This is a genomic window from Paenibacillus sp. J31R30, assembly GCF_059692115.1.
Genome location: NZ_JCAUAV010000004.1, coordinates 362,735 through 384,463 on the forward strand (window position 1 = coordinate 362,735; position 21,729 = coordinate 384,463).

The following is a 21,729-nucleotide window of genomic DNA, read 5'->3' on the forward strand; positions in this document are numbered from 1 at the left end:
CTATCCGTTAAAAATGATAATCATTCTCATCAAATTATAAAAGAAGATGCCCATGGCGAACATGGACAATATACGGAAGTTGTCATGTACGATTGTCAGATAGGAGTTCATGAATATCATGAACCATGCGCTCCATGGCATAAGCTGAGTACTCTCGCCACGGATCCGAGGAAATGAGATGAACGCGATTTCTCCGCACCACTTTCAAGTCCTGCCATAACGTAGAGTTTCTGATTCGTTCCCAATGCTGTAATGTCTCGGATTCCTGCCGTATATTGAGCAGCAAGTGATCCGCATCGAGATGCGCCAGCTGCTCCAGCGTCAAGCTTTGGTTAACAGGATATTGCTCTATCCCAAGAGGCGGCTGCAAGCCCAGGTCTAAGAACACATCTCTCATCCCGCGCGTCGGAAATAGGAAAAAGCTATCGCCCAATTGGCTGACCATAAGTACTTTGTCATTCTGAAGCTCATCTTGCAGTCGTTCCCGTACGAGTTTTACTTTGCGGTTGTAGCCGTCAATCCACACAACAGCTTCATCTAAAGCACCCACAATCTCCGCCGTAGCGTGCAGCTGTTCCTGCCAGCTTTTATCATAAAGAGGGACAATATGAACCGGAGCAATTTGCGCCAAGCGCTCCTTCTCCTTGGTTTCCAGTTGGTCCGTACTAATGATGAAATCCACCTGACTGTGCGCCAGGGCGTCCACGTTCGTCTCCCAATCCTCATTAAAACGGTAGCCGCTCAAGTGCAACGGAATATCCGTGCGATACTTGTTGTAGTAGTAGGTGCTCCATTTGGGGTGTAGAGGGGCAGCGTAGGGCATGATTTTGAGCGCCAGCAATTGTCCAAGTACCGCCACGGAATAAGCAATGATGCGTTGGCGGCGATTTTTCAAATAAACAGTCGGCGAGACACCAACCTCTTTCTTAAACATGCGGCTAAAATAAAACTCATCATTGTAGCCCACTTGATAGGCAACATCCTTCAAACGCACATCGGCTTGCAGCATAAGCTGCTTCGCCATGTTAACCCTTACTTCCGTCAAATAGTCGATGGCGGTTTTACCGTACGTTTTCTTGAATAAACTCACGTAATATTTCGGACTAATTTCGGCCATGCGTGCGAGCTGTTCAATCGTCATACTTTCCCGATAATGGGCTTCGATATAGCTCTTGGTGCGATCCATCGCGGCGCGTGAGTCGGATTTGGGATGCTGACGAATATGTGTCATCACCCAGTAAATCATTTCTAGAAATAACGACTGTCCCCGAAATCGCTCCAAGGCGCTTTCATTGCGGCTGCACAGACAGAGCTGCTCACAGTGCTGGGTCAACGTATTCTCAACATGAACTGACAACTCGCCTAGAAGTGGAAAATTCACCACACCTGCAGGATCACCATGAATATCAAAAGCAATCATATACAGCTCTGGCTTCTCTCCCGTTTCCTCACAAATCCCAACCGTTTGGCCAGGGGTCACAACATGAACTATATCTGGCTGCATGCGGTAGGTTTGCAAATCTATTCTTAATTGGCCTTCACCTTGCTTGACAACGAGCATGCAATAGGAAGAAATAAACTGCTGTGCCAATTTCCCCTCTTGAACGAGCTGCGCAGTACGGAATTTAAGCCATATATGGTCAAGGCAAAGGAACGTGTCGTCATCTTTAGCAAGCACTTCAGACAAGGTAGCAGGCTCCTTCCATTTTATGAAAATGAGAATCATTATCAATATAAAATTTAGCACACAAAGAGAAGACCTGTCAACGATTTACAGGTCTTAGCGTTGCTAAGATATGGCTTGGAGATACGCGTACTTGCTCTCAGAGACGGCTTCTGGGGGAATCGACGTAATAGGTAAACCATATGAACGCGCGATGGCGGTCACCTCATTTGTCATTCAAATTATCCATGTTACCCCACTCTCATTTCGGCCCACAGCCAATAATTCCTCCTTCTCCACACACACAAGAAAAAGCTGCCATCTCGCGATGTGCAGCTTCTCCTTGATCATCCATCCATTAGCAAAGTGGTGTTGCTCTGAATAATTGAATGGCTTGCTTCAATTGCATATAAGCACTCGGATTCTCAGCAACCATTTTGTCTGATCGAATAGCCTGTACAACATGGTACAACAGACTTTCTGGCAAATCGACATCCTCCGAATTGGCTGTCATCGCAACAATCAGATTCAAGTTCGGTATGACGAATACACGTTTACCGCCAGCACCAGAAGCATAGAAAACATCCATTTCTTTGCGATTTCCTCTAACCATGCCTTTGGCAAGTGTCTTGGACCACCAACAATAACCGTAGTTGCCTTGTGTACCGTTGCTATAATTCAAGACAACCCGCTTCGCCAATGATGTGCGGATCCAAGATTGGGGAATGATCTGCGTCCCCTCCCATTGTCCTTCTTTGAGATAAAGCAAGCCTAGCTTCGCCATATCCTCAAGTGTTAATGCCAATGCCCACGCACCAATTGTGATGCCTTGGTGATCATCGTTCCAGTTCACATTCGTAATACCAAGCGGTTCGAATAACCGGGACTTCGCATAATCGAACATGGACATGCCAGTAACCTTCTCAATTACAGCCGAGAGCAAATGCGCGTCTCCATTGCTATAATTAAACACATCACCAGGCTCATGCTGAGCTGGACGGTCAAGGATATAACGAACCCAATCCGATGCATGCATCATCTCATTTGTTGATTGTTCCTGATAATTATCCCATAAAAGGCCTGAAGTCATGCTAAGCAGATGCTTTAATCGGATCTTGGATTTTAAGGAATCCTTCTCTAACTCTGGGAAAAATGCTGCCAAACGCTGTTCCGGACTCTTTAACTTACCCTCCGCTAAAGCAATACCGATTAATGCGGATGTCACGCTTTTGGTCACAGATTTCATATCTTGCGGAACTCCCGCTGGAATACCTTCTTTATAGGCATCCGCCACCCATGTACCATTACGGATAATCGCTATGCTGTGAACACCTTGCATATGGAAAACTTCAAAAGTTTTAGCTAATGTAGCTGAGTATATACCTTGTGCCTCCGGCGTTGATGTTGGCCAGCCATGCGTAGGCCATTGAGCTGATGATTCGGACGCTGCTCCATTACCACTTCGAAGTGGTCTAGTCATATTTGTTAACACATGATCGATCCTTCCAGTATGGTTTAACCCCTCTTTATTAGTAATATACTGGAAAATTGTGAAGCAAATGTGGTGGGAATCTTAAAGGAATCTTAAAGAATCCTTAAGCAATCTGAAAGTTTCCTGAAAATCAGAGTTGTAACCGCTCTTATGTTACAATCTTATGAACGTCATATTTCGTCATGAAATTGGAGGTACCACGATGCGCAAATTAATCTTTTTTATCGGCCCTGCAGGTGCAGGCAAAACAACCTTAGCGAAGGCTTGGGTGCGCCGACATGGCGGGGCTTTTTTAGATATGGACACTTTGCTGCGGCCAGCCGCAGAAGCAATCATGACCCTTGCCGAGCAAGATCCGAGCGATCGGGATTCCCCTTTTTACAAGGCACATTGCCGCGATTTGGGTTATCGCATCACGATGGACGCGGCGCTGGAGCAGCTTGCTTTGGATCAGGATGCCATTGTGATCGGGCCTTTCACTAAGGAGCAGGGGGATCCGCTGTGGCTTGACGGAGAGTTAGCTCGAATTGGAGCTACGATACATGATGTTAGCGTTAGGGTGATTTATGTGTATTTACCGAGTGAGGAAGCTTACAAGGAGCGTATTCGTGTGAGAGGGTCGGCTTTGGATGTTTGGAAGCTGGAGAATTGGCAGCAATTTCGTTCCTCACTGCAGCGCAGAGAGGTCACTTGGCGGGTGGAGTCATCGTCACTGCTGTATTGGGATAATTCGGAGCCGTTATCGGATGCCAGGGAGGCAGAGTTAGCGAGTTTTATTCTAGCTTGATAGGAATCTACTGTGGAGGCTATACCCCTCGAATTTGGTCAGCGAGGTCAAAGATTCGTATTAAAAAAGGATCGCACAAAAAAAGGTGTCTCCAAATTGGAGACACCTTTTCATTTATCATTTTTGTTCCACTTAATTCACTGGCCACTCCGCATTTTGAAGCAGCTTATTAATCAATAGAGCGGTTTGCCCGCGCGTAGTCTTGGCATCCTTTTCAAAGGAGAATCCATTACTTGCATTCAAAATATTTCGTTTCAAAGTCAACGCTGCATCATCACTTGCCCACGCATCCACTTGCCAGGATAATTCTCTCATGCGTTTTACATATTGTGCACGCTCAGAATCAGCCAACTTCGTATCTGCATTAATAAATGTCAACGCATTGCTAATCATCTTAATTGCTTCTTGATGCGTAATACTTTGTGTAGGACGGAAAGTTCCGTCTTCATAACCACTAATGAGGCCAGAGCCTACTGCCGTATTGACAGCTTGGCTAAACCAATCTTTAGTGTTCACATCCGAGAATCCTTTATTCGTACCACTGACCGTCTTTATGCCTAATCCTCTAACTAAAAGAGTTGCAAACTCTGCACGGGTTACACTCGCATCTGCACGGAAAGAGCCATCTTCAAAGCCTTGAATCACATTGCTAGCTGCTAAAGATTCAATGTCCGCTTTGGCAAAGTAATCATCTTTTACATCGGCAAACTGTTTCTGTGATGTGTACACGGTATAAATCGAGTTTCCTTTTCTCCACAGTGTTGCATAGGATGGCTTACCGTCTTTATCCAAAGTAATCGTTAAAGGGACAGAAATCAACGTTTTGGAGGCAGGGTCCCATACGGCTCCATTCAGCTTTTCACCTGGTTTTAATTTAAAATCTTTAGGTAGAAGGATCACATGTCCAATAAATTCGGAAAATGAATCAATGGCTGCAACGGTTTTATTATTATCCACGAGAGAGAGCTCGTAGGAGAGTGCTTTACCTACACTTTCTCCCCCATTTGAAGCAATCGTTTTCTCCAGATTCAATTGGTCTGCCGCAGGCAGCTTATCAATGCTAATGAGTAGCCCCATTGAATCCTTTCCGCCGTTTGCTTTCACAGCTTCTTGCAGCACATCAAACGGGATTCGTGTGGTTCCTAATGTTGTATTGAAAACTAAAACAGCATCTTCTACCTTGTTTCCAATCTCATCTAGTATACCGGCATTGATTTGGAGGTCATAGCCTTCCGCATTCGTCTTTAAATCGATCGGAATTTCATTGTTGCCAGCTTTGGCTTGCTCTTCCACTAGCTTCTTCATCTGATCCGGATCGATGCTGGATACGATACGGATCGTGCCATTTTGATTGACGATGTCCCATTTGAACGACTCGGCAGGGCCCATCGGGCCGCCACCACCGCCGCCGACTACTACAGGCTCTTTGTCATAAGCTTTTTGCACTCTCAGGCTTGGGATAATATTGTTTCGCTGAAGCGTGAAATACAAACTCCCTGCTTCTTGGCCTAGTTGCGGAACATTGAAGGATATGGAGGTAGCATTGCCTTGCACTGAACCAGCTAAGATGGTAGTTGACGTATTAGCATCACGGTATACACTAACCACATCATTTGTCTGCAATCCGGTTATTGTGATGGTGTCTGCAGTGCCTGATTTATTATTCGTAATACTGATCTGGCTAGTAAGTAGTGATGGGCTGTAAGTTCCATCAGATAAATCCATTGTTGCCGGTACACTCTCTCCTGATGGCGTAATTCCATAGACAGCAAGCTTGGTTGCACCACTTGGCACCTTGGTATTCATAGGAATACTGGTTTGGTACTGTCCAAAATTGTTCTTAGACAAGCTCAAGATCGGCTTGATTTTCTGTAATTGATCATTAACAAAATAAACATGATAGTGTGAAATGAGTGAATTCCTTGCACTATAATCAGCAAAGAAAACAAGGTCCCCCCCTACTTCTCCCACTTCACCATCTAGATCTATATACCTGCTATGAACAAACCCTGGGAGTTGCTGATCAATGGGTACGGAACTAGCCACTTCCCCAAGAATATTGTCCGATAAATTATAAAGCTCCAGATCCAAAAAATTATTTTCTGCATTCACGGCCCGTAGTGCAATAAATTTAGTATTCGCTGGAATTTGATCATCTTGAATAGACACACTATAGCGCTGCTGCCCTTTATTAATTTGTGTCAAACTGCTTTCAAAATTGTCCCCAACGAATTGCACAACATAACCTACAATATTGCTTTCATTAAGCATAGGCTTCCAGTTTAAAGCACCATTGATATGGCCAGCACGCGTATCGGCATCTTCAAAATAATCATTCCCTAAAGTACCCGCGATTTGATCCCAGAATCCGAAATAATACCCCTGTGTACTTTCTCCTTCAGCGTTCTTGCCAAAAACACCTATTCTATGAGCCCCGCTTGGCATGACATAGCCCATAGGCAATATGACTTCATAGCTCGGCAGGTCAACACCTTGATAAATGCGTCTGAAGTCATTTATCGGTATTTCCGCAATGGGTTTCAACTTTGTATTGTTTGCATCGACAAAATAAATGCTGTAAGACGTAGCAGGTGAAGATGCAGTTGACGCATCATACCACAGGAGCGATCCACCTAGGCCCCAGAGTGTAGTATCTTGATCTTTGAACTGCATATCCCGAATGACGGGTGCCGGAATTGCCGCATTGTTTGTTGAATCAACAGGGCTATTGGTTGTATTATCATAAATTTGTGTACGCCACATTTCTGTCCCTGTATGACCGGCTAAATCTTTAGGATAGAGGTCAATATATTCAGCACCTGCTGGTAATGAATGACTCGGGATATCCACTTTATAGATAATATTTGTTGCTTCCTGCTTCGGAACGTCAATAGTTCGTCCTACTGCTGTGCCATTTGCATCAGAAAAGGTTAGTTGATATCCGGAGTAGTCCGGTTCTGAAGATGTCATCCAAGTTATTTTCGGAGAGATTTGTCCGCGAATTGGGTCTTGATCTTCAAAGATGTACTGAAAGTAACCCCCAGCGCCAGCTCCTGCTCCAGGGCCTACGCTTCCTCCTCCACCACCCGTTGCGACAGCTGTAACAATAATCGTATAAGTATAATGCATGCCATTATATTTTAATACAAATGTTGCTGCACCTGGATTAAGGGCTGTAATTATCTTAGTTGAGTGATCAAAAGAAATTGCTTTATGTCCTGCATCAGAAAATGTCAATGCTGCAATCTCATAATCCGTACGTTCCTCAGTCATCCCATCATCGTACTGTTGGAATAATTTTAATTCTTTCTCTACTCCGACAACCATCGAACTAGGATTCATCTTTAACTGCGAAGCAGTCCTAATCTGCACATTATTAAAGTAAGACGCACTATGACCTTCAAAATAATAAAAAATTGTTTGATCTACGAATTCACCCTTCACGATACCCAGCTCTACGCTAAAAGAATAAGTTCCGCTTACAGGCAGCTTTATCTCATCACTATTACTTGATAAAGATAAGCTCAATTCATAGTTATGACCCTCAATTAGCGTTTCTGAAGATTCTAGTGTTATGACACTGTTAAAATAACTATTAGGGTGTTGTTGTAGTGATTCATAGCCACTTAAATTATTCAGACTAGTTAATGTTACGGCAGCCCCCGCGGTAACATCTTTCAATACAAAGTCCGAAAGTGCAAGATGACTAGTATCTATTGCAGGCAAGTTACTATCAGTTGGCATATATAGCTGTATTGCGTTTGAATTGTTACTAGCAGGTATGAAACTCACAAGCCGTTTTTCTCTAGGAATGTATGTATTAGCACCTACATTAGAAATATTTTGCTCGCCTACTATACGATATAAACCAAGTCTAGTATTCTCAGCCAAATAACGAACATTTCCATCTGAGTCGGTTTCTTTGGTGAAACTCTGCATGGTCTGGCCATCAAAAGCTACAATCTCACTAGGTGCTGTATTAGCTGTATAGTCAAATACATTAAAATTAACATTCTTCATCTTACGATTAGCATTATCATAGCCATAGTAAATGCTATCATGATATGTTAATTTATCCTTGTCGTGATCATAAGTTATGGATGTTACGGATCCATTATTCGTTATGTCTACCTTAACCTTCGTCGGATCCTGCACATACACAAATCCTCTTAACTTCTTATCATCGGGTGTATACATAAAAAAACCGTTAAAAGCATATGAAACCGTGGGCAAACTAATTTGGAGAATAAATACAACAATCAAAGCTAAACTAATCTTTCGGAAAATATCTTTCCAATTTTTCATGCTACCGAGCCACCCTCTTCATGTATGATGCGATAAAAGCCAAAAATGATTATACCATAAAAGATATAATCATCTATTAAATCCAATTTATTCCTTCACTAATTTTTGATAAAGTTCGACATTTAACTGTTGATATAACTTCTCCTTAGGTACGCGATGTACAGCTTGTTCAACTTGTCCCTTGCCTTTCAGATAGTCATTTCGATTTCCTGTCTGGTTTCCAAGTAAAACATACACTTTAGCCTTGTCATAATAGGCAGATGCGGCCCATGGCATCCATTTTTGAGCAACTGAATACTCTTCTATGGCCGACTCCAGATCACCAGTAGCAACACTGTTCTGACCTTTCATCTGATAGTATTTCCCTACCTCCACCCAGCTTGTGAAAAATAACAAAACCGCTATACAAGTAGCTAGAATTGTTTTTACAAGCTTGTTGTGATGAATAACTATAGTGGCTTTATCGGGACTCTCCACCATAGTGAACTCAACAAACATAAGAAACACAGCGAATAAGAAGAGAAAACTAAAATCGAAATCAAATCCTGCATGCAGCAGGACAACTGTGCTCGCAAGCAAGACACCTTTTATCCATATCAATGAAGGTTCATCAAGTGTTGTTTGTACGGATCTAATTAATACAACGCTGCGATAATACAACAATACGGCTATGACAATAAACAGCAGTGGCCCAAAAACACCGATATCTAATGCCAATTGAAGATAATGATTATGCACAAATCGAACAAAATAATCCTCTGATTGATAATGTGATTGCAGTACACTCCACCCGCCGCCACCAGTTCCAAGCCACCAATGATCAGCAATCATAGATAAACTATCTTTCCAATAAATGAGTCTCATTCGAAACTCAGAGGTCTCTGGCTGGATGGTTTTAAGCCTTGACCAAAAAAAGAGAATATCTCTTTTTAATAGAGCCGTCACGACAAAACTAGTCAGGTGAGCAGAACCTATTCTGAGCCACATGTCTCTCTTTCGAAACTCGTGAAAAAATGTCAAAGCTGCTATGGATACAAGCCATAGTACCCAGACTGATCTGGAAAAGGTGAGCAAGAGACCTGTTCCTTGAATAATCATAAGAACGAAGTCAACCTTATTCGGTTTTCTTTGATAAAAGAAGACCGTCAACAATAGCGTAATCAACAAAAAAATAGCTAGTGCATTTGCATAGCCAAGGGTTGATTCTAGGCGATTCTGCCTTTCCATTTGAAACACGATGCCTACAACAGCAATGAAACTGCCTATGTACGGGAACCATCGAAATAGTTTCATAAATTGATCTTTGGTCAAGGTTGAAATCATAATTAAAAACGGAAGCAGCGCTGTTATTTTAATCGCTTCGAATATAGATTTTTCTAGATCAACCGCGACTAACGTACTTGCCCAGTACAATAAAATGAGTAGAAATAAAAGAAGATGTACCCGATGCAAGCGCACTTGCTTGAGAGTTAGGCTAAATACCAAAAATCCAAGCATGATCAAGCTATTAGCGAACAAATAATTCATTTCATATAGATAGCCTTGTTTTAGGGCACCAACCCCAAAAAAGAGTAGGATGACGAAATAAACAAATTGGTGAATAAACCTGTCCTCCGTTCGGTTCATTATGGTTCCATCTCATCATAAAGGTACTACAACAGATTAGTACTTAATGAAACCATCATAAACTGTTATCCTGAATTTATAAAACATTTGATCGAAAATGTCACTGAACTTAGGGGAATTAAGGGGAGATTTGGTTATGGACATGAATACTCGATTTGAGGATTTAGAAAAGAGAGTTATCGAGCTTGAGAAAGAAATCGCCATTTTAAAGCAAAGCAAACCAACTGAAAATAAAGCACGTCATCCAATTCCGGTTCACCAGATTGCACCCCCAAAACAAGAAGTAATCAAAGAAGAAACCGACTGGGAGCACTTGATTGCAAGGGTATGGCTGCCGAGGATTTTTATGTTTGTACTACTTATCGGTATCGTATGGGGATTCAAAGCGGCGGTTGACAGCGGATTCCTAACAGAGCCTATGCGCTGTGCGATTGGTTATTTGGTTGGCGTAGCCTTTGTCTTCCTCGGTTTCAAACAACATCAGGCCAATCGACCCTTGCTGTCACAGGTTTTATTAGGCGGCTCCATCGGATTGTTCATGCTAACTACCTTTGCGTGCCATCAATTATATGAACTCATTCCTGCACCGGCTGCGTTTACCCTGAATGTGGTATGGGTAGGTTTGGGTTTATGGTTTTCACACAAATTAAAGTCACAATCATTAGCCATCTTAGCAAGTGCCGCAGGCGTATTGACGCCCTTCTTATTGAATAGTGACAATCCATCAACGGTATTTTTTGTGAGTTATGAGACGATCTTGTTTATAAGTTTTATGATGTACGCGGTAAGAAATAAATTTGTCGCTTTATTTTACACTTCGTTCGGCTTGCTGCAATTGGCATTGTTCCTTTATGTCATCAGTGTAAATGGGGATGAAAAAGTTGCAGCTATTGGCGTGTTAGCACAACAAATCATTTTGCTCGCTTCTATATTTATAAAAAGCCCTACGATGCATCACCAACTTAGAATGCTGATTCCAAGCTTCGCATTTACAGCTATTTGGTTGAAAGTGGCCTACACGGACGCTCAATTCAATGTGTTGATGGTTGCAATTTTTATTGCGTACGCCTTGATTTCCTACTGGTTCAGCAGAAAAGCGCAAGAGAAGTTGCCCTTTACAATGACATTAGCATCCTATGCATTGTTGTTCTACACAGCTAACTACTTCAGCGCTGATGCTTTACCAGGTTTCTTGTTAGTTGAGGGAATGATTGCGTTGTTTCTTGGATTCGTAGTGAAGTCGTTCTTGCAAAAAATCAACGGCGCCATCATCTATCTACTCGCCTTCGCAACGGCATTAAATACAATCACAGAGGGTATGAGCACCATCATTTCAGTTGAAATGTTAGTATGGATACTATTATTAGGAACCCTGTCGTGTATGATCCGAATGGTTTCCCACTATGGAGTGGGCAGCACAACCAAGAACACGTTAGTCATTCTTAAATACGGACTTGGTCTATTGTTCTTGTTTTTCATTACGGAAGTCACACGAACACTCGCACACGATTTAAGCTCAAATATCCAACATCTACTTGTTTCGACGGCGTGGGTCGTATACGCGATTGGTGTAATTGCCTACGGTCTGAAGAAAGAAATCAAACAAGTAAGACTTACGGGTATCGCCTTGTTATTCCTAACTTTATTGAAGGTCATCTACATGGACTTGCCCAATGTCTCCTTGATCATCAAAGCCGTTTTATTTATCGGTCTTGGTTTCATCGGTATTTTGTTATCTCGCTTCTTCTATCAATCAAAATAAAACCATTCATTACACATAAATCTTTATTACTCTTTAGATGGTTGTAAACGGCTTGTTGCAGGCTGCTTTGTCTCGGCAGTTTCTCTAAATCAGGATTCGTGGTTCTGAACACAAAGAACAAAAATGACGAGTTTCTCACAACACCGCTTACGAGCTCAAACATGGAGCTGAATTTATTAATGTTGCTGTCAGCAGGCAATATTTCCTTGAAATGCGGCGTAAGAAGCCAGGAGTCACAAATGAATGCCTTATAGGTATAATCGTTAAAATACGTTTGGTAGAACACCAAAGCCTGATCAAAGGATTCCTTGCATTTCTCCGCGTTTAGCGGCTCGTAACCAGGTATGTGCACGTCCAAGACGTTATCGTTTTCACCCAAAACAAGCTCGTAATCTTCCTTGGCAATGGTTACATTTTTCTTAATCATGACTCCATTTTCAAGAATGCAATTCGAAGTAATAGCCTTATCGGTTTCCAGTAATTCAGATGCGAAGCTGCCAGGGAGCGCGGTAGTAAACCCTTCATCGTCAAACTGCACCTGATCATGCGGGATAATGACCATTTCACTAGTCACTTTATGTCTATAGACCCTCGCCTTCATATAATTTTTCTTATAAATAAATTGCAAACGCCCTACTCTGAAAATTTCATTTTTAAAATGGATTTTCAACCAACGAAGTTCTTCAAATCCATCCTTCTGATGTCTATCTTTATAGCCTCGAATCCACAAATTCACATCGCTAAACGTGTGCAGCAGAATCTCCTTGGGCAACTTGTGTTTTTCATAAAACGTTAGAACGTCATCGAATTTCTCCAACAGCACAATAAGTGGGAAAAAGTTTGCACCTTGCAAATGGTTTGCCACATTGGCTTTGACGTCTTCGGATAAATCATATAGGTTCTCTACAAAGATTTGATTCCGTGCGATTTCCAATTGCTCTTTCAAAAATTCGGAGCTTTGAATCTCATCAAAGCACTGTAGAATCAAATTCAAGTTATACTCATCAATTTGCAAATATTCGTTGATTTTTAAGATATATGTTCGATCCATGTGTGATTCCTCCTAGTGACTCTTCGAGCTAACTTTTTTTGTATGCCTAGTATACCATAGTTTTTCTAACTCGATTAATTAGCGAAATCTGGCTGTTAGCTACTAATAGCGTATATCACTTCCATTGTGATACACTATTTGGTAGACGAAGAACGTCCTTTTGCCAATTTGGCAGGGGACGTTTTTTTGTTTTTATGCAAAAGGAGGCGACGACTGCAATATGTCATTTGCTCATGCTCATAAGGCGTTTTTGGAGGATCACCTGACTCGTCGACACGGAGAACGTAAAGGGCGATTGCTCCGTGGGCACAACTATGCTGAGAAGCTGTTCCTTCAGCAAGTGTGGTGGCCTTTATTCGAAAACTTGGACAACCTGCACCCCGAATATGAGATTTATGACTGGAATCGAAAATCCCAATTCATTGACTTCGCTTACCTCACTCCGTCGGGGCGTTTCGGGATAGAATGTGACGGGTTCCAGAGTCACATCAAAGAGATGGATCGCGAAAAGTTTAACTATTCGCTGAACCGCGATACGTTCCTCACTGGGATGGGTTGGAGAATGGTTCATTTCTCCTTCGACGATATCCAGAACCGACCCGAAGTGTGCCAAATGTTGCTGCAACTAGTGATTGACCCCATCTCATTCGAAGCCATACTTCTACAACGAGGCTGACTTCGGAGGAAAAAGAAGTACTTAGGCTAGCCATCAACATTAGCAGACCAATCCGCCCGAAAGATGTCATTAGTCGTTTCGAGGTTAATTTTCGTACAGCTCGTAACTGGCTAAGTAGCCTTGTTACGAAGGGCGTCCTTCAGAAGAAAGCAGGTGATGGTGCCTATACGCGATATTATGAGCTGAGTGATGGCGCTTGGCAGCGATTGTTGTGAAGGGAAGTGGCCGACGCCCGTGAAGGGGGAGTTACTCCGCTACTGGGTGTTAACCCTCCTCTTCTCGTGGGAGCAAGTTGCACTTCGTACAACATTATTGCACGGAATAGCCGTTTTAGAGCCTCTATGTTGCATTTCATGCAACAATATTGGCGGTTTTGGTCTCGTTTCAGGTAACTGCCCTAGTATGTTGTATGAAATACAACATTGGGGTTATTTGTGCCTAAAATCACTTTTAATGTTGCATTTTATACAACATCGGCGGTTAATCACCTGAGGAACTAAGGGTATTCTTACAGAAATCCATTATTCCCTCACAATCAGGTTGTTTAAATAACCTACAGGTTATACAATAAAGAAAACTATGCCTGCAAAGTCGAGGTCCCCCTATGCAAATTGAGGTTTCATCCAAAAATATGTCCTTCCTGGAATGCTTCTCCTCGGAGACTCGCGTGAAGATGATTGAACTGCTCAGCGAAGCGCCGTTAAATATCAAACAGCTGTCCCAGCGGTTGGAGATTTCGTCGGCGATCGTGACGAAGCATATCCAGAAGCTGGAACAAGCTGGCATCGTACGTTCGGAGAACGTGACCGGTGTGCGCGGCACGCAAAAGATCTGCTACCTGCAGCTTGAACAAGCCACGCTTCAGTTTAAGTCGAAGAAGCCCTATGAGCATCCGACAACGACGGTTGCGATTCCGATCGGCCAATACTCGGCCTTCGACGTGAACCCAACGTGTGGATTGGCTTCTCCGACGCAGCTGATTGGCGTGCTGGATGATCCGCGGTATTTTGCGGATCCGCAGCATGTACAAGCTGGCATTCTCTGGTTCGGCAGCGGTTATGTCGAGTACCGCATCCCGAATTTCTTCCATAGCAACCAGAAGCTTCGCACGATGGAGATTTCATTTGAAATCTGCTCGGAAGCTCCTGGCTATAACGAGAACTGGCCTTCGGATATTTCCTTTTCGATCAACGACAAGCCACTCGGTCAATGGACCTGCCCTGGCGATTTCGGCAAGCACAGAGGCGTACTCTCCCCCGATTGGTGGGGAAATAGCAACACGCAGCATGGTCTGCTGAAAATTATTACGGTGAATCCACAGGGTTCCTTTCTAGATGGCACGCAAATATCGACCACCACAATTCATGACCTGAACATCCTATTCTCGCAAGATATTCATTTCCGCATTGCCTCTTTAGAGACAGCGACGAATTGTGGCGGTGTTACGCTGTTTGGCAAACAATTCGGCAACTACGCACAGGATATCATCGTGACGATGCAGGAGGATAAATAAGCTTATATGGTCAAAAAAGAAGACCCATTCTATCCTTGAAAAAGAGGTAGAAGGGTCTTCTTTTTATTTGCCACTAAACATTAGCATAGGAGAATTGCACGCCATCCTGAACAGGAAGGTAATGATGCTCCGTTTCCAGAATCGCATCCACCGTGCGGAGCACATCGGGCTGACGATGACTCAGCTGTGCATTCTTTTTCAGCTTGAGCAGAACGGATTGGTTCGCGATGACCTCGAGCAATTGGCTTTTCATCTCCGCTGCGTTCTTTACTTCAACAGCAGCGCCAATGCCCACTAGATAAGCGGCGTTCGCCTGCTCTTGGCCAGGGATCGGCTTGTACAGCATCATCGGTAGCTCTAACGCTAGCGCTTCGGACACGGTGAGCCCGCCTGGCTTCGTGACGATCAGATCGGACAGCGCCATCAGCTCATGCACATGATCGACGAACCCCGTCACCAGCACATGATGATGCGTATTCGAGCCGCCTAGCTCCTCTTCCAAATGCTGCTTCAGCTTCTCGTTGCGACCGCAGACGAAAACAAATTGCACAGGCACCGCCAATTCATCCGATTGCAGCACAGATTTGAACGACCTTCCGATCAGGCCATGTCCCCCGCCCATCACAAGCACGGTTGGCATGTCACGGTGCAAGCCGTATTTATCACGAAGCTCTGCACGATTGTACGTCTGTGTGAAGGGCATCCGAATCGGAATCCCCGTCACGACGATACGCTGCTCAGGGATCGCATACTTCAGAAGCGCCTGCTTCACATGCTCTGCCCCAACCAGATACTTATCCGTCCCCGGATGAATCCAGTAGCTGTGATCGGTGTAGTCGGTGATGACCGTCACGGTCGGCACGATTGTAAGGCCGTTACATTTTAGATAAGACATCGCTGCCGCAGCACCTGGGAACGTACACACGACTTCCGTGGGCGCTTCCTCTTCTAACAAATCCAGCATCCGGTCGGTGCTGAAGGACTTCATTCTTTTGAACATATGGGATAACGCGGTATCATGTCTTGTCTTGTGGTACAGGAAACCATACACCGATGGCAGGCTTTTCACCCATTGCATATAGCAGTATTTGCCCACCCCATGCAGGTACGGATGCGTCCACGCCAAATAATCGACCACTTTCACTTCCATATCCGGCCTATACATGCGCACGGCTTCAAGTATCGCTTGTGCTGCTTTATTATGCCCATCGCCAAGACTGCCCGTCAGTATCAAAAGCTTCCCTTTTCGTCTCATTGCTTTAGTCCCCTTTCGAGCTTATCCTGCCGCGCACCAGCAGTTATCGATCCTGTTAACCATGCTCTTCTACATCTCTCCACTACATAGACGACTCCTTCAGCAACAAGCACTGCACCTGCAATATCCATTAGCACATGCTGCTTCACGAACAATGTCGATACGATGATTAAAATGGACATACCCGCCGCTATGATTTTGTATCGCACCGCAATCCGTGTAGATCGAAGATATACCCTCATCATGAGATAGGCTGTTAACACGTGTGTACTTGGGAAACAGTTAAACGGTTGATCCGAGCGATACACCCACTGGACCGTCCGCAGCAGCCAATCACTGCCTACAATGTCTGGCCGCGGCACGGTCGTCTGATATATAGCATATACGCCATAGCACAAAAGCAAACCTATGATAAATTCCACGAGTGTTTGGATGTAGTTCACGCGATCTCGATACGCTAAGTACAGGAATCCTACGGCAAGGAAGCCGTACCAGGCTAAATACGGGACCACGAAGCCTTTGATAAAAGGAATCTGTCGATCCAGATCCGTCATTAAGCTGTACGCTGTTCCTGAATCTTGATTTAAATGTATATAAATGAGCCCTACCAATGGGATCAAAAGTAGTCCGCTGCAAGCCAGCAAATAGGACACCCAAGCTTTCGTTCTCATGCCAAATCCTCGCTCTCCTCTACGCTACCTCTATCATAAAGGAGTTAGGCCTTTTGCTGAACGCACCAAGGTACTGTCTTTCGTTAGCCAAAGGTCGTGAAAAAAACTAGACCAAAGGCGGAGTTGTCCACATCCTGAGGCGCATATAGATGATGTGTTACAAATATATTACGACAATGTTACAACATAATACAGCATACCAAATCGCACGAGGAAAAGCATCTCTTGGTCATTTCGGAGGGTTGCCACATTTCAGTGTTTTGCTTAGAGGGGCTTCTCTCTCCACCTGTGGATAAGATCGACTGTGGATATGTGCATAAAGATTGCAAAATATTATGCACAGCCTGATTTGTGGACATGTTGATACTGTGGGTAACTTTGGGGATAAGTGGGTGAGGTCTGGATTAGGACGGTGACAATGGTGGGTAAAAAGAGGGAGAGAGGGTTGGAGACGTAGATGGAAGGGATGAGGATGGAATGGTGTGGGCGAGGATTTGCGGTAGATAAGAGAAGCGTGGAAGACGAATGATGGAACTGAGGATGGTAGGTAGCTGGTGAGATGGAAATACGATAGTTGGATGGCGGGTGGACGAAATGAGGATGGAGAGGTAGATAGCTCCAGTCCCCAGCAAACTAACTGGATTTTCTCCATCGGCCGCGCACTCTGACTATTTTAAAAACTGATCCGTTGACCCTGTCGCCACAAAATCCTTCAACTTCAGAAGCTTCTTCTTCCCCATGTTGCCTTTTATCATGTGTGACGTGGGCTTCTCGGCCTTCGGATCGTCGACGATTCGTTTGACATAATCACCTGTGAGCAGGTTATAGTCTTCTTCGTCACCCGTCGTTTCTGTCATCGTACCCGTAAAGAAAGAGCCAACCGTGGCACCGATCAGGTACCAGTCATCATCTTGAAATCTGAACCGGTAATTCCCGTACCATCTGTAGTTACTTCCCCCATAAAAACGAACAACAACAGAGCCTCTGTCGATGGAAATACCAGCTAGTGGATCGCCCCAAACCCCGCCTTCGTCGGCTTTTAGAATCGCCTTATCAGCCATAGTGGAGAGCGTATAGGTATGATCTTTATTCCCAAAAGCAATGAGAAGTCCCCGTTCCGATGCCTCGCCTTGCTTGGCTTCTACTTTTTCGACGACAACGGCGACGTCAGGGATACCGTCATTATTCAAGTCACCTTCTACCTTGTCAGGGCCACCCTGCCGAGCGAGCTGCCTCCACCCCTTAGGAATAAGGGACGTTAGATCCTTAACCTCATTAACATTTGGGGTCGCTAACTCTTTTTTCACAACTATAGGAGCCGTTGTCTCTTCTGACATGGCACTCGAAACAACCGCTGTAGACTCAGTCTCTTGGCACGCAGACAATCCTACCAGTAAAGTTAATAGCATTACATAGTATGAAAACTTCAACAGAATTTACTCCTTTCAGCGGCTCACCTTCCGCATTCGTTTCACTTCGAGATATTATTGTGGAAATGTGCGAAATCCCTTCACTAGCCCGATGATAACGAAAATAAGTCCTACTAAGGCTGTGCCGAACGGGTACGCTATGGGGAAAAAGAGGGATGGCCAGCCGAGCAATATGTCGCTATGATATCCTACGTAACTCGGTGCAGTTGTCGTTATATTTATCATATTCACCCTCTGCGGAACCTCCCCCAGCTCATCAAATGTGAAGCTGTCCTCTTGAACCTGCCCCTTCTGATCCACATACAGGATGCGCCATGACAAATTCTGATTCGGAGTAAACGCCGTTCCGGAGACTCGTTGAATGACTGCGAACTTCTCTATCCCTTTCTCTACGACTGTCAAAATGCCAAAGTATCCATGGTACCGATTATCATCCAAGAAGTTCGGCCTAACTAACACAGGTCCTTCCACAGACCAATCCTTCTGATTGACCTTCACTTTTAAATTCGCTTCCTCACGGCTGCCTTCATTGAAAACACCTGCTTGGAATTGATCTGCAATTTCAATCGTCTGACCTGCCCACTTATACGTTCTAGTGTAAGTAAGTGGACTCGAATTGGCTTGTTGATTTATGCTCACGTACTCCGCCATCGTATGAATGGCTTTTGGGTCGCTGTCAGCAGATAGATAATTCTCAACTGAAATACGATCCACTGGAATCGGCGTACCTCTCCCTAGGATCTCCACTTTGCCTAATTCCATGAAATTTACATAAATATGATCAAATGTGAATGCACGGCCGACTCGGTTTCCGTAGACCATCTCTTTCCCCATCGTAAACAAAGGCTTTGCCGAGAACAGCAAAAGCATAGCACCTATACATAGTGGGATTAGTTTGAATAGTTTCATAAGACGGACGCCTCCCTTTACTTCCAAAAGGTTTCTCATTACCCCTTTCCCATATGTTACACCTATTTCAGAAACTTTTTGCCCGCACTTTACGTCTAATAATTGAAATATTTACCACAAATGGTGACGGGAAGTGGTTAAGAAATGAAATGGCGTGCAAGTTGGATGGTAACTTTGTTAGTGGTAACACTAGCGGGACTATTAGGTAAGCCTGCAGGAACCTCAGCGGATTTCATGGCTCAGGGACCCTATCCCCCTGATGGTTTACGTATTCCTAGATCGATTGAACTGTTGTCTGATACAGCGTACTATCCTGCAGCAGATACACCTGCCGATCAGCCCGAGGGATGGTTTTCTCCACAAAACGTCAACGTCATCGAGACGAATGGCGCTTGGTCTATTGGCGCAGCTACCTGGAAAATCGAAACGATGTTCGGCCCTCGTTGGATACGTCCAAACCCGTGGGAGATTGATATCGCTCCACCCGATCACATTTTGCTTTCCTCGGATACACCGCTTTATAGCAAAATGAACGAACGAGGCGGTTCAGTAGCAGTCCTCGCCCCGCAGGAAGTGAAGGTTGTGAGCGCAGAGAAGCAATGGTTCTACACGAACGACTCGTCCAGTAAAGCATGGATTCAAATCCATACTACCTGGCTGGGAGACTTGTGGGCGCACATCCCGGTGAAGCAGATTGGCACCATTCAAGACGTCAGCAAGCCTGTGTATTATCAAAGTATTTACGGCAATAAGGAACTCTTGCCCCTATTACAACAGGAGCATACTTCGATGGAATCCGCGTCTGCTGGCGAAACACACATCATCAAAGAGCATACAACGATTTATGATCGTTATTTCTTAGTTGAAACGGACGCGGGCCCCCTGTGGACTTGGCAAGCAGGTGTGACCATCGTCCCTTCCGATGAAACGCTAAATCTGACTACGGAGATTCCGCTATTCAATGACCCAGCGAACAAAGAAATTGCAGTACTCTCTGGCGAGAAGGTCACTGCCTTCGAAAAAATCACCCAGCCGTTATGGTACGGCAGAGGTCCTTACGATGTTTGGCATTTCTCTACTTGGTACCATGTTAAATCAACAAAAGGAACAGGATGGATTAATCTCTCGTATGGGGAGCCTGCGGACGCGGTGAACGTTCATTGGAAGGTATCTATTCGCGGTGACCGTGAGTTATTGCGTTATCCTGATGTGCACTATACGTCTTCTGTCCTTTTGCTGCGGAATCAGGATGTGGATGTCACCGCGGTATGGAGCCTTCCGAATGGCGCCACTTGGCTCAAGGTGAGTGCAGAAGGACATGCGGGGTGGATCCCTTTACAATCATGGAACCAAGACCGATTCTGGGACCTGGATACGGGTACTGAGCTACAGATTGAAACCCAATATCCACAGCAAGTTATTCTTAAGCCTGATAGCCAAGGCAATCTGAAGTGGAACGAGGAAGTTGACGCAGGCTATGTAAAAGAAGGCCTGGACGTTCTGAAGCTGGCGTTATTAGCCGAGCAATTGAAATACAAACAAGCGGATGTCGTAGGGGACAGCAACGCTGTTCGTTATTCGAAAGGCGACTATGCCTTCGTTCTACACAAAGGGGAACAGCATGCTGATATCTACTGGAAAGATATTTTAACCAAGTCCGTTGCCCTTAGCGGCATCCCCCAGCAACAAGAAGGGGAGTGGTACTTGGAACAGCCCGATGCGAAGCAGCTATTCGGCCTTTCCCCTATTCCTTGGTATGAAGGGCACGCCTACTATGAAGGAGCCTACAAGGTTGAACTCGGGAAGCTCCCTGACAAAATAGCTGGAACAACGGCTAAACTAGATGCTTTCCTTTACGATACACAGGTACAATGGACACAGAAAAATCTCAAAGACGCCATACAACCACGGTTATCTCTGGAAGAAAAGAATGATCTTGGCGGTAAGGATGCCGTCTCATCGATCGCGGTTGCACCCGCCAGTAAGACGGTTACCGCTGATACGGTCACGCCATTGTACCACTTGAGCACGTCAAGATCCCTCTCTCCTGGCCCTCACGACTTGAACATCATTCTTCGTGTAGGTGAGCGAATCGTGTGGATGCAGCCTTGGCATGTGGTGATGGAATAGTTGATTCACGGGAATGAACGCAAGAAGAAGCCTTGGGAAAGGCTTCTTCTTTTTGACTTCCTAGATATTTGCTTCTAGCTTCCTGTCACTTCATCCAATTTACTTTCGAAGGATTCCACGGATCTGTCTTCCCCGTATAACTCATTCAAATGGTTAACATGGGCCATTCCCCAGTCATTCATTGCCTGCAGGACCGTTGCCATACCTTTGCCGTATTCTGTAATGGAATATTCGACTTTAGGCGGGATTTGGTGATAAATCTCACGATGAACAATATCATGATACTCTAATTCCCTTAATTGCTGGGTAAGCATTTTCTTTGTTATATCTGGAATCGCTTTTTGAAGTTCACTGAACCTCATCGTGCCGTTTGAAAAAAGGTGAAACAAAACGACAGGCTTCCATTTGCCCACTAGGATTTCTAACACGGTTTCAAATTTACAATGGGGTGAGGACAAT

15 protein-coding genes are annotated in these 21,729 nt (G+C 44.4%); 5 read left to right on the forward strand and 10 right to left on the reverse strand.

All coding sequences use genetic code 11. The features are described from left to right. Positions 1-82: 82 nt before the first annotated feature. Positions 83-1,678 carry an ABC transporter substrate-binding protein gene (locus AC58QO_RS18510; protein WP_497268159.1) on the reverse strand — a complete coding sequence of 532 codons (1,596 nt, stop codon included), beginning with the start codon at positions 1,676-1,678 and terminating at the stop codon, positions 83-85. Between the two features lie 343 nt (positions 1,679-2,021). Then, positions 2,022-3,143, reverse strand: coding sequence for a serine hydrolase domain-containing protein (locus AC58QO_RS18515; RefSeq protein ID WP_497268064.1), 1,122 nt, complete (start codon positions 3,141-3,143; stop codon positions 2,022-2,024). Positions 3,144-3,357: 214 nt separating this feature from the next. Here AC58QO_RS18515 and AC58QO_RS18520 point away from each other — a divergent pair, with 214 nt between their 5' ends. Continuing rightward, entirely contained in the window at positions 3,358-3,942 is a 585-nt protein-coding gene (locus AC58QO_RS18520; protein ID WP_497268066.1) for a P-loop nucleotide/nucleoside kinase family protein, read from the forward strand. Positions 3,943-4,074: 132 nt separating this feature from the next. On the opposite strand, the gene AC58QO_RS18525 is transcribed toward AC58QO_RS18520, so the two are convergent. After that, positions 4,075-8,247 (reverse strand): S-layer homology domain-containing protein, encoded by a 4,173-nt coding sequence (locus tag AC58QO_RS18525; RefSeq protein ID WP_497268068.1) that lies wholly within the window; start codon positions 8,245-8,247, stop codon positions 4,075-4,077. Positions 8,248-8,334: 87 nt separating this feature from the next. Further along, positions 8,335-9,873, reverse strand: a complete 1,539-nt coding sequence (locus tag AC58QO_RS18530) for an O-antigen ligase family protein (protein ID WP_497268070.1) — start codon at positions 9,871-9,873, stop codon at positions 8,335-8,337. Positions 9,874-10,009: 136 nt separating this feature from the next. Here AC58QO_RS18530 and AC58QO_RS18535 point away from each other — a divergent pair, with 136 nt between their 5' ends. Next, on the forward strand, positions 10,010-11,635 hold the full coding sequence (locus AC58QO_RS18535) for a DUF2339 domain-containing protein (RefSeq protein WP_497268072.1): 1,626 nt from the start codon (positions 10,010-10,012) through the stop codon (positions 11,633-11,635). Here the strand turns inward: AC58QO_RS18535 and AC58QO_RS18540 are convergent. Then, positions 11,592-12,686, reverse strand: a complete 1,095-nt coding sequence (locus AC58QO_RS18540; RefSeq protein WP_497268074.1) for an acyltransferase domain-containing protein — start codon at positions 12,684-12,686, stop codon at positions 11,592-11,594. The genes AC58QO_RS18535 and AC58QO_RS18540 overlap by 44 nt on opposite strands. Before the next feature lie 220 nt (positions 12,687-12,906). Between AC58QO_RS18540 and AC58QO_RS18545 the strand changes: the two genes are divergently transcribed. Together AC58QO_RS18545 and AC58QO_RS18550 are read left to right on the forward strand one after the other, a co-directional pair. Further along, the gene (locus AC58QO_RS18545; RefSeq protein ID WP_497268076.1) at positions 12,907-13,362 is read left to right on the forward strand and encodes a putative endonuclease domain-containing protein; all 456 of its coding nucleotides are present in this window, start codon (positions 12,907-12,909) and stop codon (positions 13,360-13,362) included. Positions 13,363-13,966: 604 nt separating this feature from the next. Beyond that, on the forward strand, positions 13,967-14,875 hold the full coding sequence (locus AC58QO_RS18550) for an ArsR/SmtB family transcription factor (protein WP_497268078.1): 909 nt from the start codon (positions 13,967-13,969) through the stop codon (positions 14,873-14,875). A 73-nt stretch (positions 14,876-14,948) separates the two neighbouring features. Here AC58QO_RS18550 and AC58QO_RS18555 read toward each other — a convergent pair whose 3' ends face one another. The 4 genes from AC58QO_RS18555 to AC58QO_RS18570 all read right to left on the reverse strand — a co-directional run bounded on the left by AC58QO_RS18555 (position 14,949) and on the right by AC58QO_RS18570 (position 19,140). Beyond that, entirely contained in the window at positions 14,949-16,130 is a 1,182-nt protein-coding gene (locus tag AC58QO_RS18555; protein ID WP_497268080.1) for an MGDG synthase family glycosyltransferase, read from the reverse strand. After that, positions 16,127-16,801 carry a phosphatase PAP2 family protein gene (locus AC58QO_RS18560; RefSeq protein ID WP_497268082.1) on the reverse strand — a complete coding sequence of 225 codons (675 nt, stop codon included), beginning with the start codon at positions 16,799-16,801 and terminating at the stop codon, positions 16,127-16,129. The genes AC58QO_RS18555 and AC58QO_RS18560 overlap by 4 nt, the downstream gene beginning before the upstream one ends. Before the next feature lie 668 nt (positions 16,802-17,469). After that, a complete protein-coding gene (locus AC58QO_RS18565) occupies positions 17,470-18,231 on the reverse strand; it encodes a hypothetical protein (protein WP_497268084.1) in 762 nt (253 codons plus the stop codon). A 54-nt stretch (positions 18,232-18,285) separates the two neighbouring features. Further along, positions 18,286-19,140 carry a hypothetical protein gene (locus tag AC58QO_RS18570; protein WP_497268086.1) on the reverse strand — a complete coding sequence of 285 codons (855 nt, stop codon included), beginning with the start codon at positions 19,138-19,140 and terminating at the stop codon, positions 18,286-18,288. Between the two features lie 144 nt (positions 19,141-19,284). Here AC58QO_RS18570 and AC58QO_RS18575 point away from each other — a divergent pair, with 144 nt between their 5' ends. Then, positions 19,285-21,270, forward strand: a complete 1,986-nt coding sequence (locus tag AC58QO_RS18575; protein ID WP_497268088.1) for a hypothetical protein — start codon at positions 19,285-19,287, stop codon at positions 21,268-21,270. 74 nt (positions 21,271-21,344) lie between these two features. On the opposite strand, the gene AC58QO_RS18580 is transcribed toward AC58QO_RS18575, so the two are convergent. After that, complete coding sequence (locus AC58QO_RS18580) at positions 21,345-21,728, reverse strand: winged helix-turn-helix transcriptional regulator (protein ID WP_497268090.1); 384 nt, start codon at positions 21,726-21,728, stop codon at positions 21,345-21,347. Position 21,729: the final 1 nt, after the last annotated feature.

Excerpts from the sequence above, each read along its gene's own strand:
- AC58QO_RS18545 (WP_497268076.1), top strand. The coding sequence starts at position 12,907 with ATGTCATTTGCTCATGCTCATAAGGCGTTTTTGGAGGATCACCTGACT.
- AC58QO_RS18540 (WP_497268074.1), bottom strand. The coding sequence starts at position 12,686 with ATGGATCGAACATATATCTTAAAAATCAACGAATATTTGCAAATTGAT.
- AC58QO_RS18575 (WP_497268088.1), top strand. The coding sequence starts at position 19,285 with ATGAAATGGCGTGCAAGTTGGATGGTAACTTTGTTAGTGGTAACACTA.
- AC58QO_RS18525 (WP_497268068.1), bottom strand. The coding sequence starts at position 8,247 with ATGAAAAATTGGAAAGATATTTTCCGAAAGATTAGTTTAGCTTTGATT.
- AC58QO_RS18550 (WP_497268078.1), top strand. The coding sequence starts at position 13,967 with ATGCAAATTGAGGTTTCATCCAAAAATATGTCCTTCCTGGAATGCTTC.
- AC58QO_RS18515 (WP_497268064.1), bottom strand. The coding sequence starts at position 3,143 with ATGACTAGACCACTTCGAAGTGGTAATGGAGCAGCGTCCGAATCATCA.
- AC58QO_RS18535 (WP_497268072.1), top strand. The coding sequence starts at position 10,010 with ATGGACATGAATACTCGATTTGAGGATTTAGAAAAGAGAGTTATCGAG.
- AC58QO_RS18530 (WP_497268070.1), bottom strand. The coding sequence starts at position 9,873 with ATGAACCGAACGGAGGACAGGTTTATTCACCAATTTGTTTATTTCGTC.
- AC58QO_RS18520 (WP_497268066.1), top strand. The coding sequence starts at position 3,358 with ATGCGCAAATTAATCTTTTTTATCGGCCCTGCAGGTGCAGGCAAAACA.
- AC58QO_RS18555 (WP_497268080.1), bottom strand. The coding sequence starts at position 16,130 with ATGAGACGAAAAGGGAAGCTTTTGATACTGACGGGCAGTCTTGGCGAT.
- AC58QO_RS18560 (WP_497268082.1), bottom strand. The coding sequence starts at position 16,801 with ATGAGAACGAAAGCTTGGGTGTCCTATTTGCTGGCTTGCAGCGGACTA.
- AC58QO_RS18570 (WP_497268086.1), bottom strand. The coding sequence starts at position 19,140 with ATGAAACTATTCAAACTAATCCCACTATGTATAGGTGCTATGCTTTTG.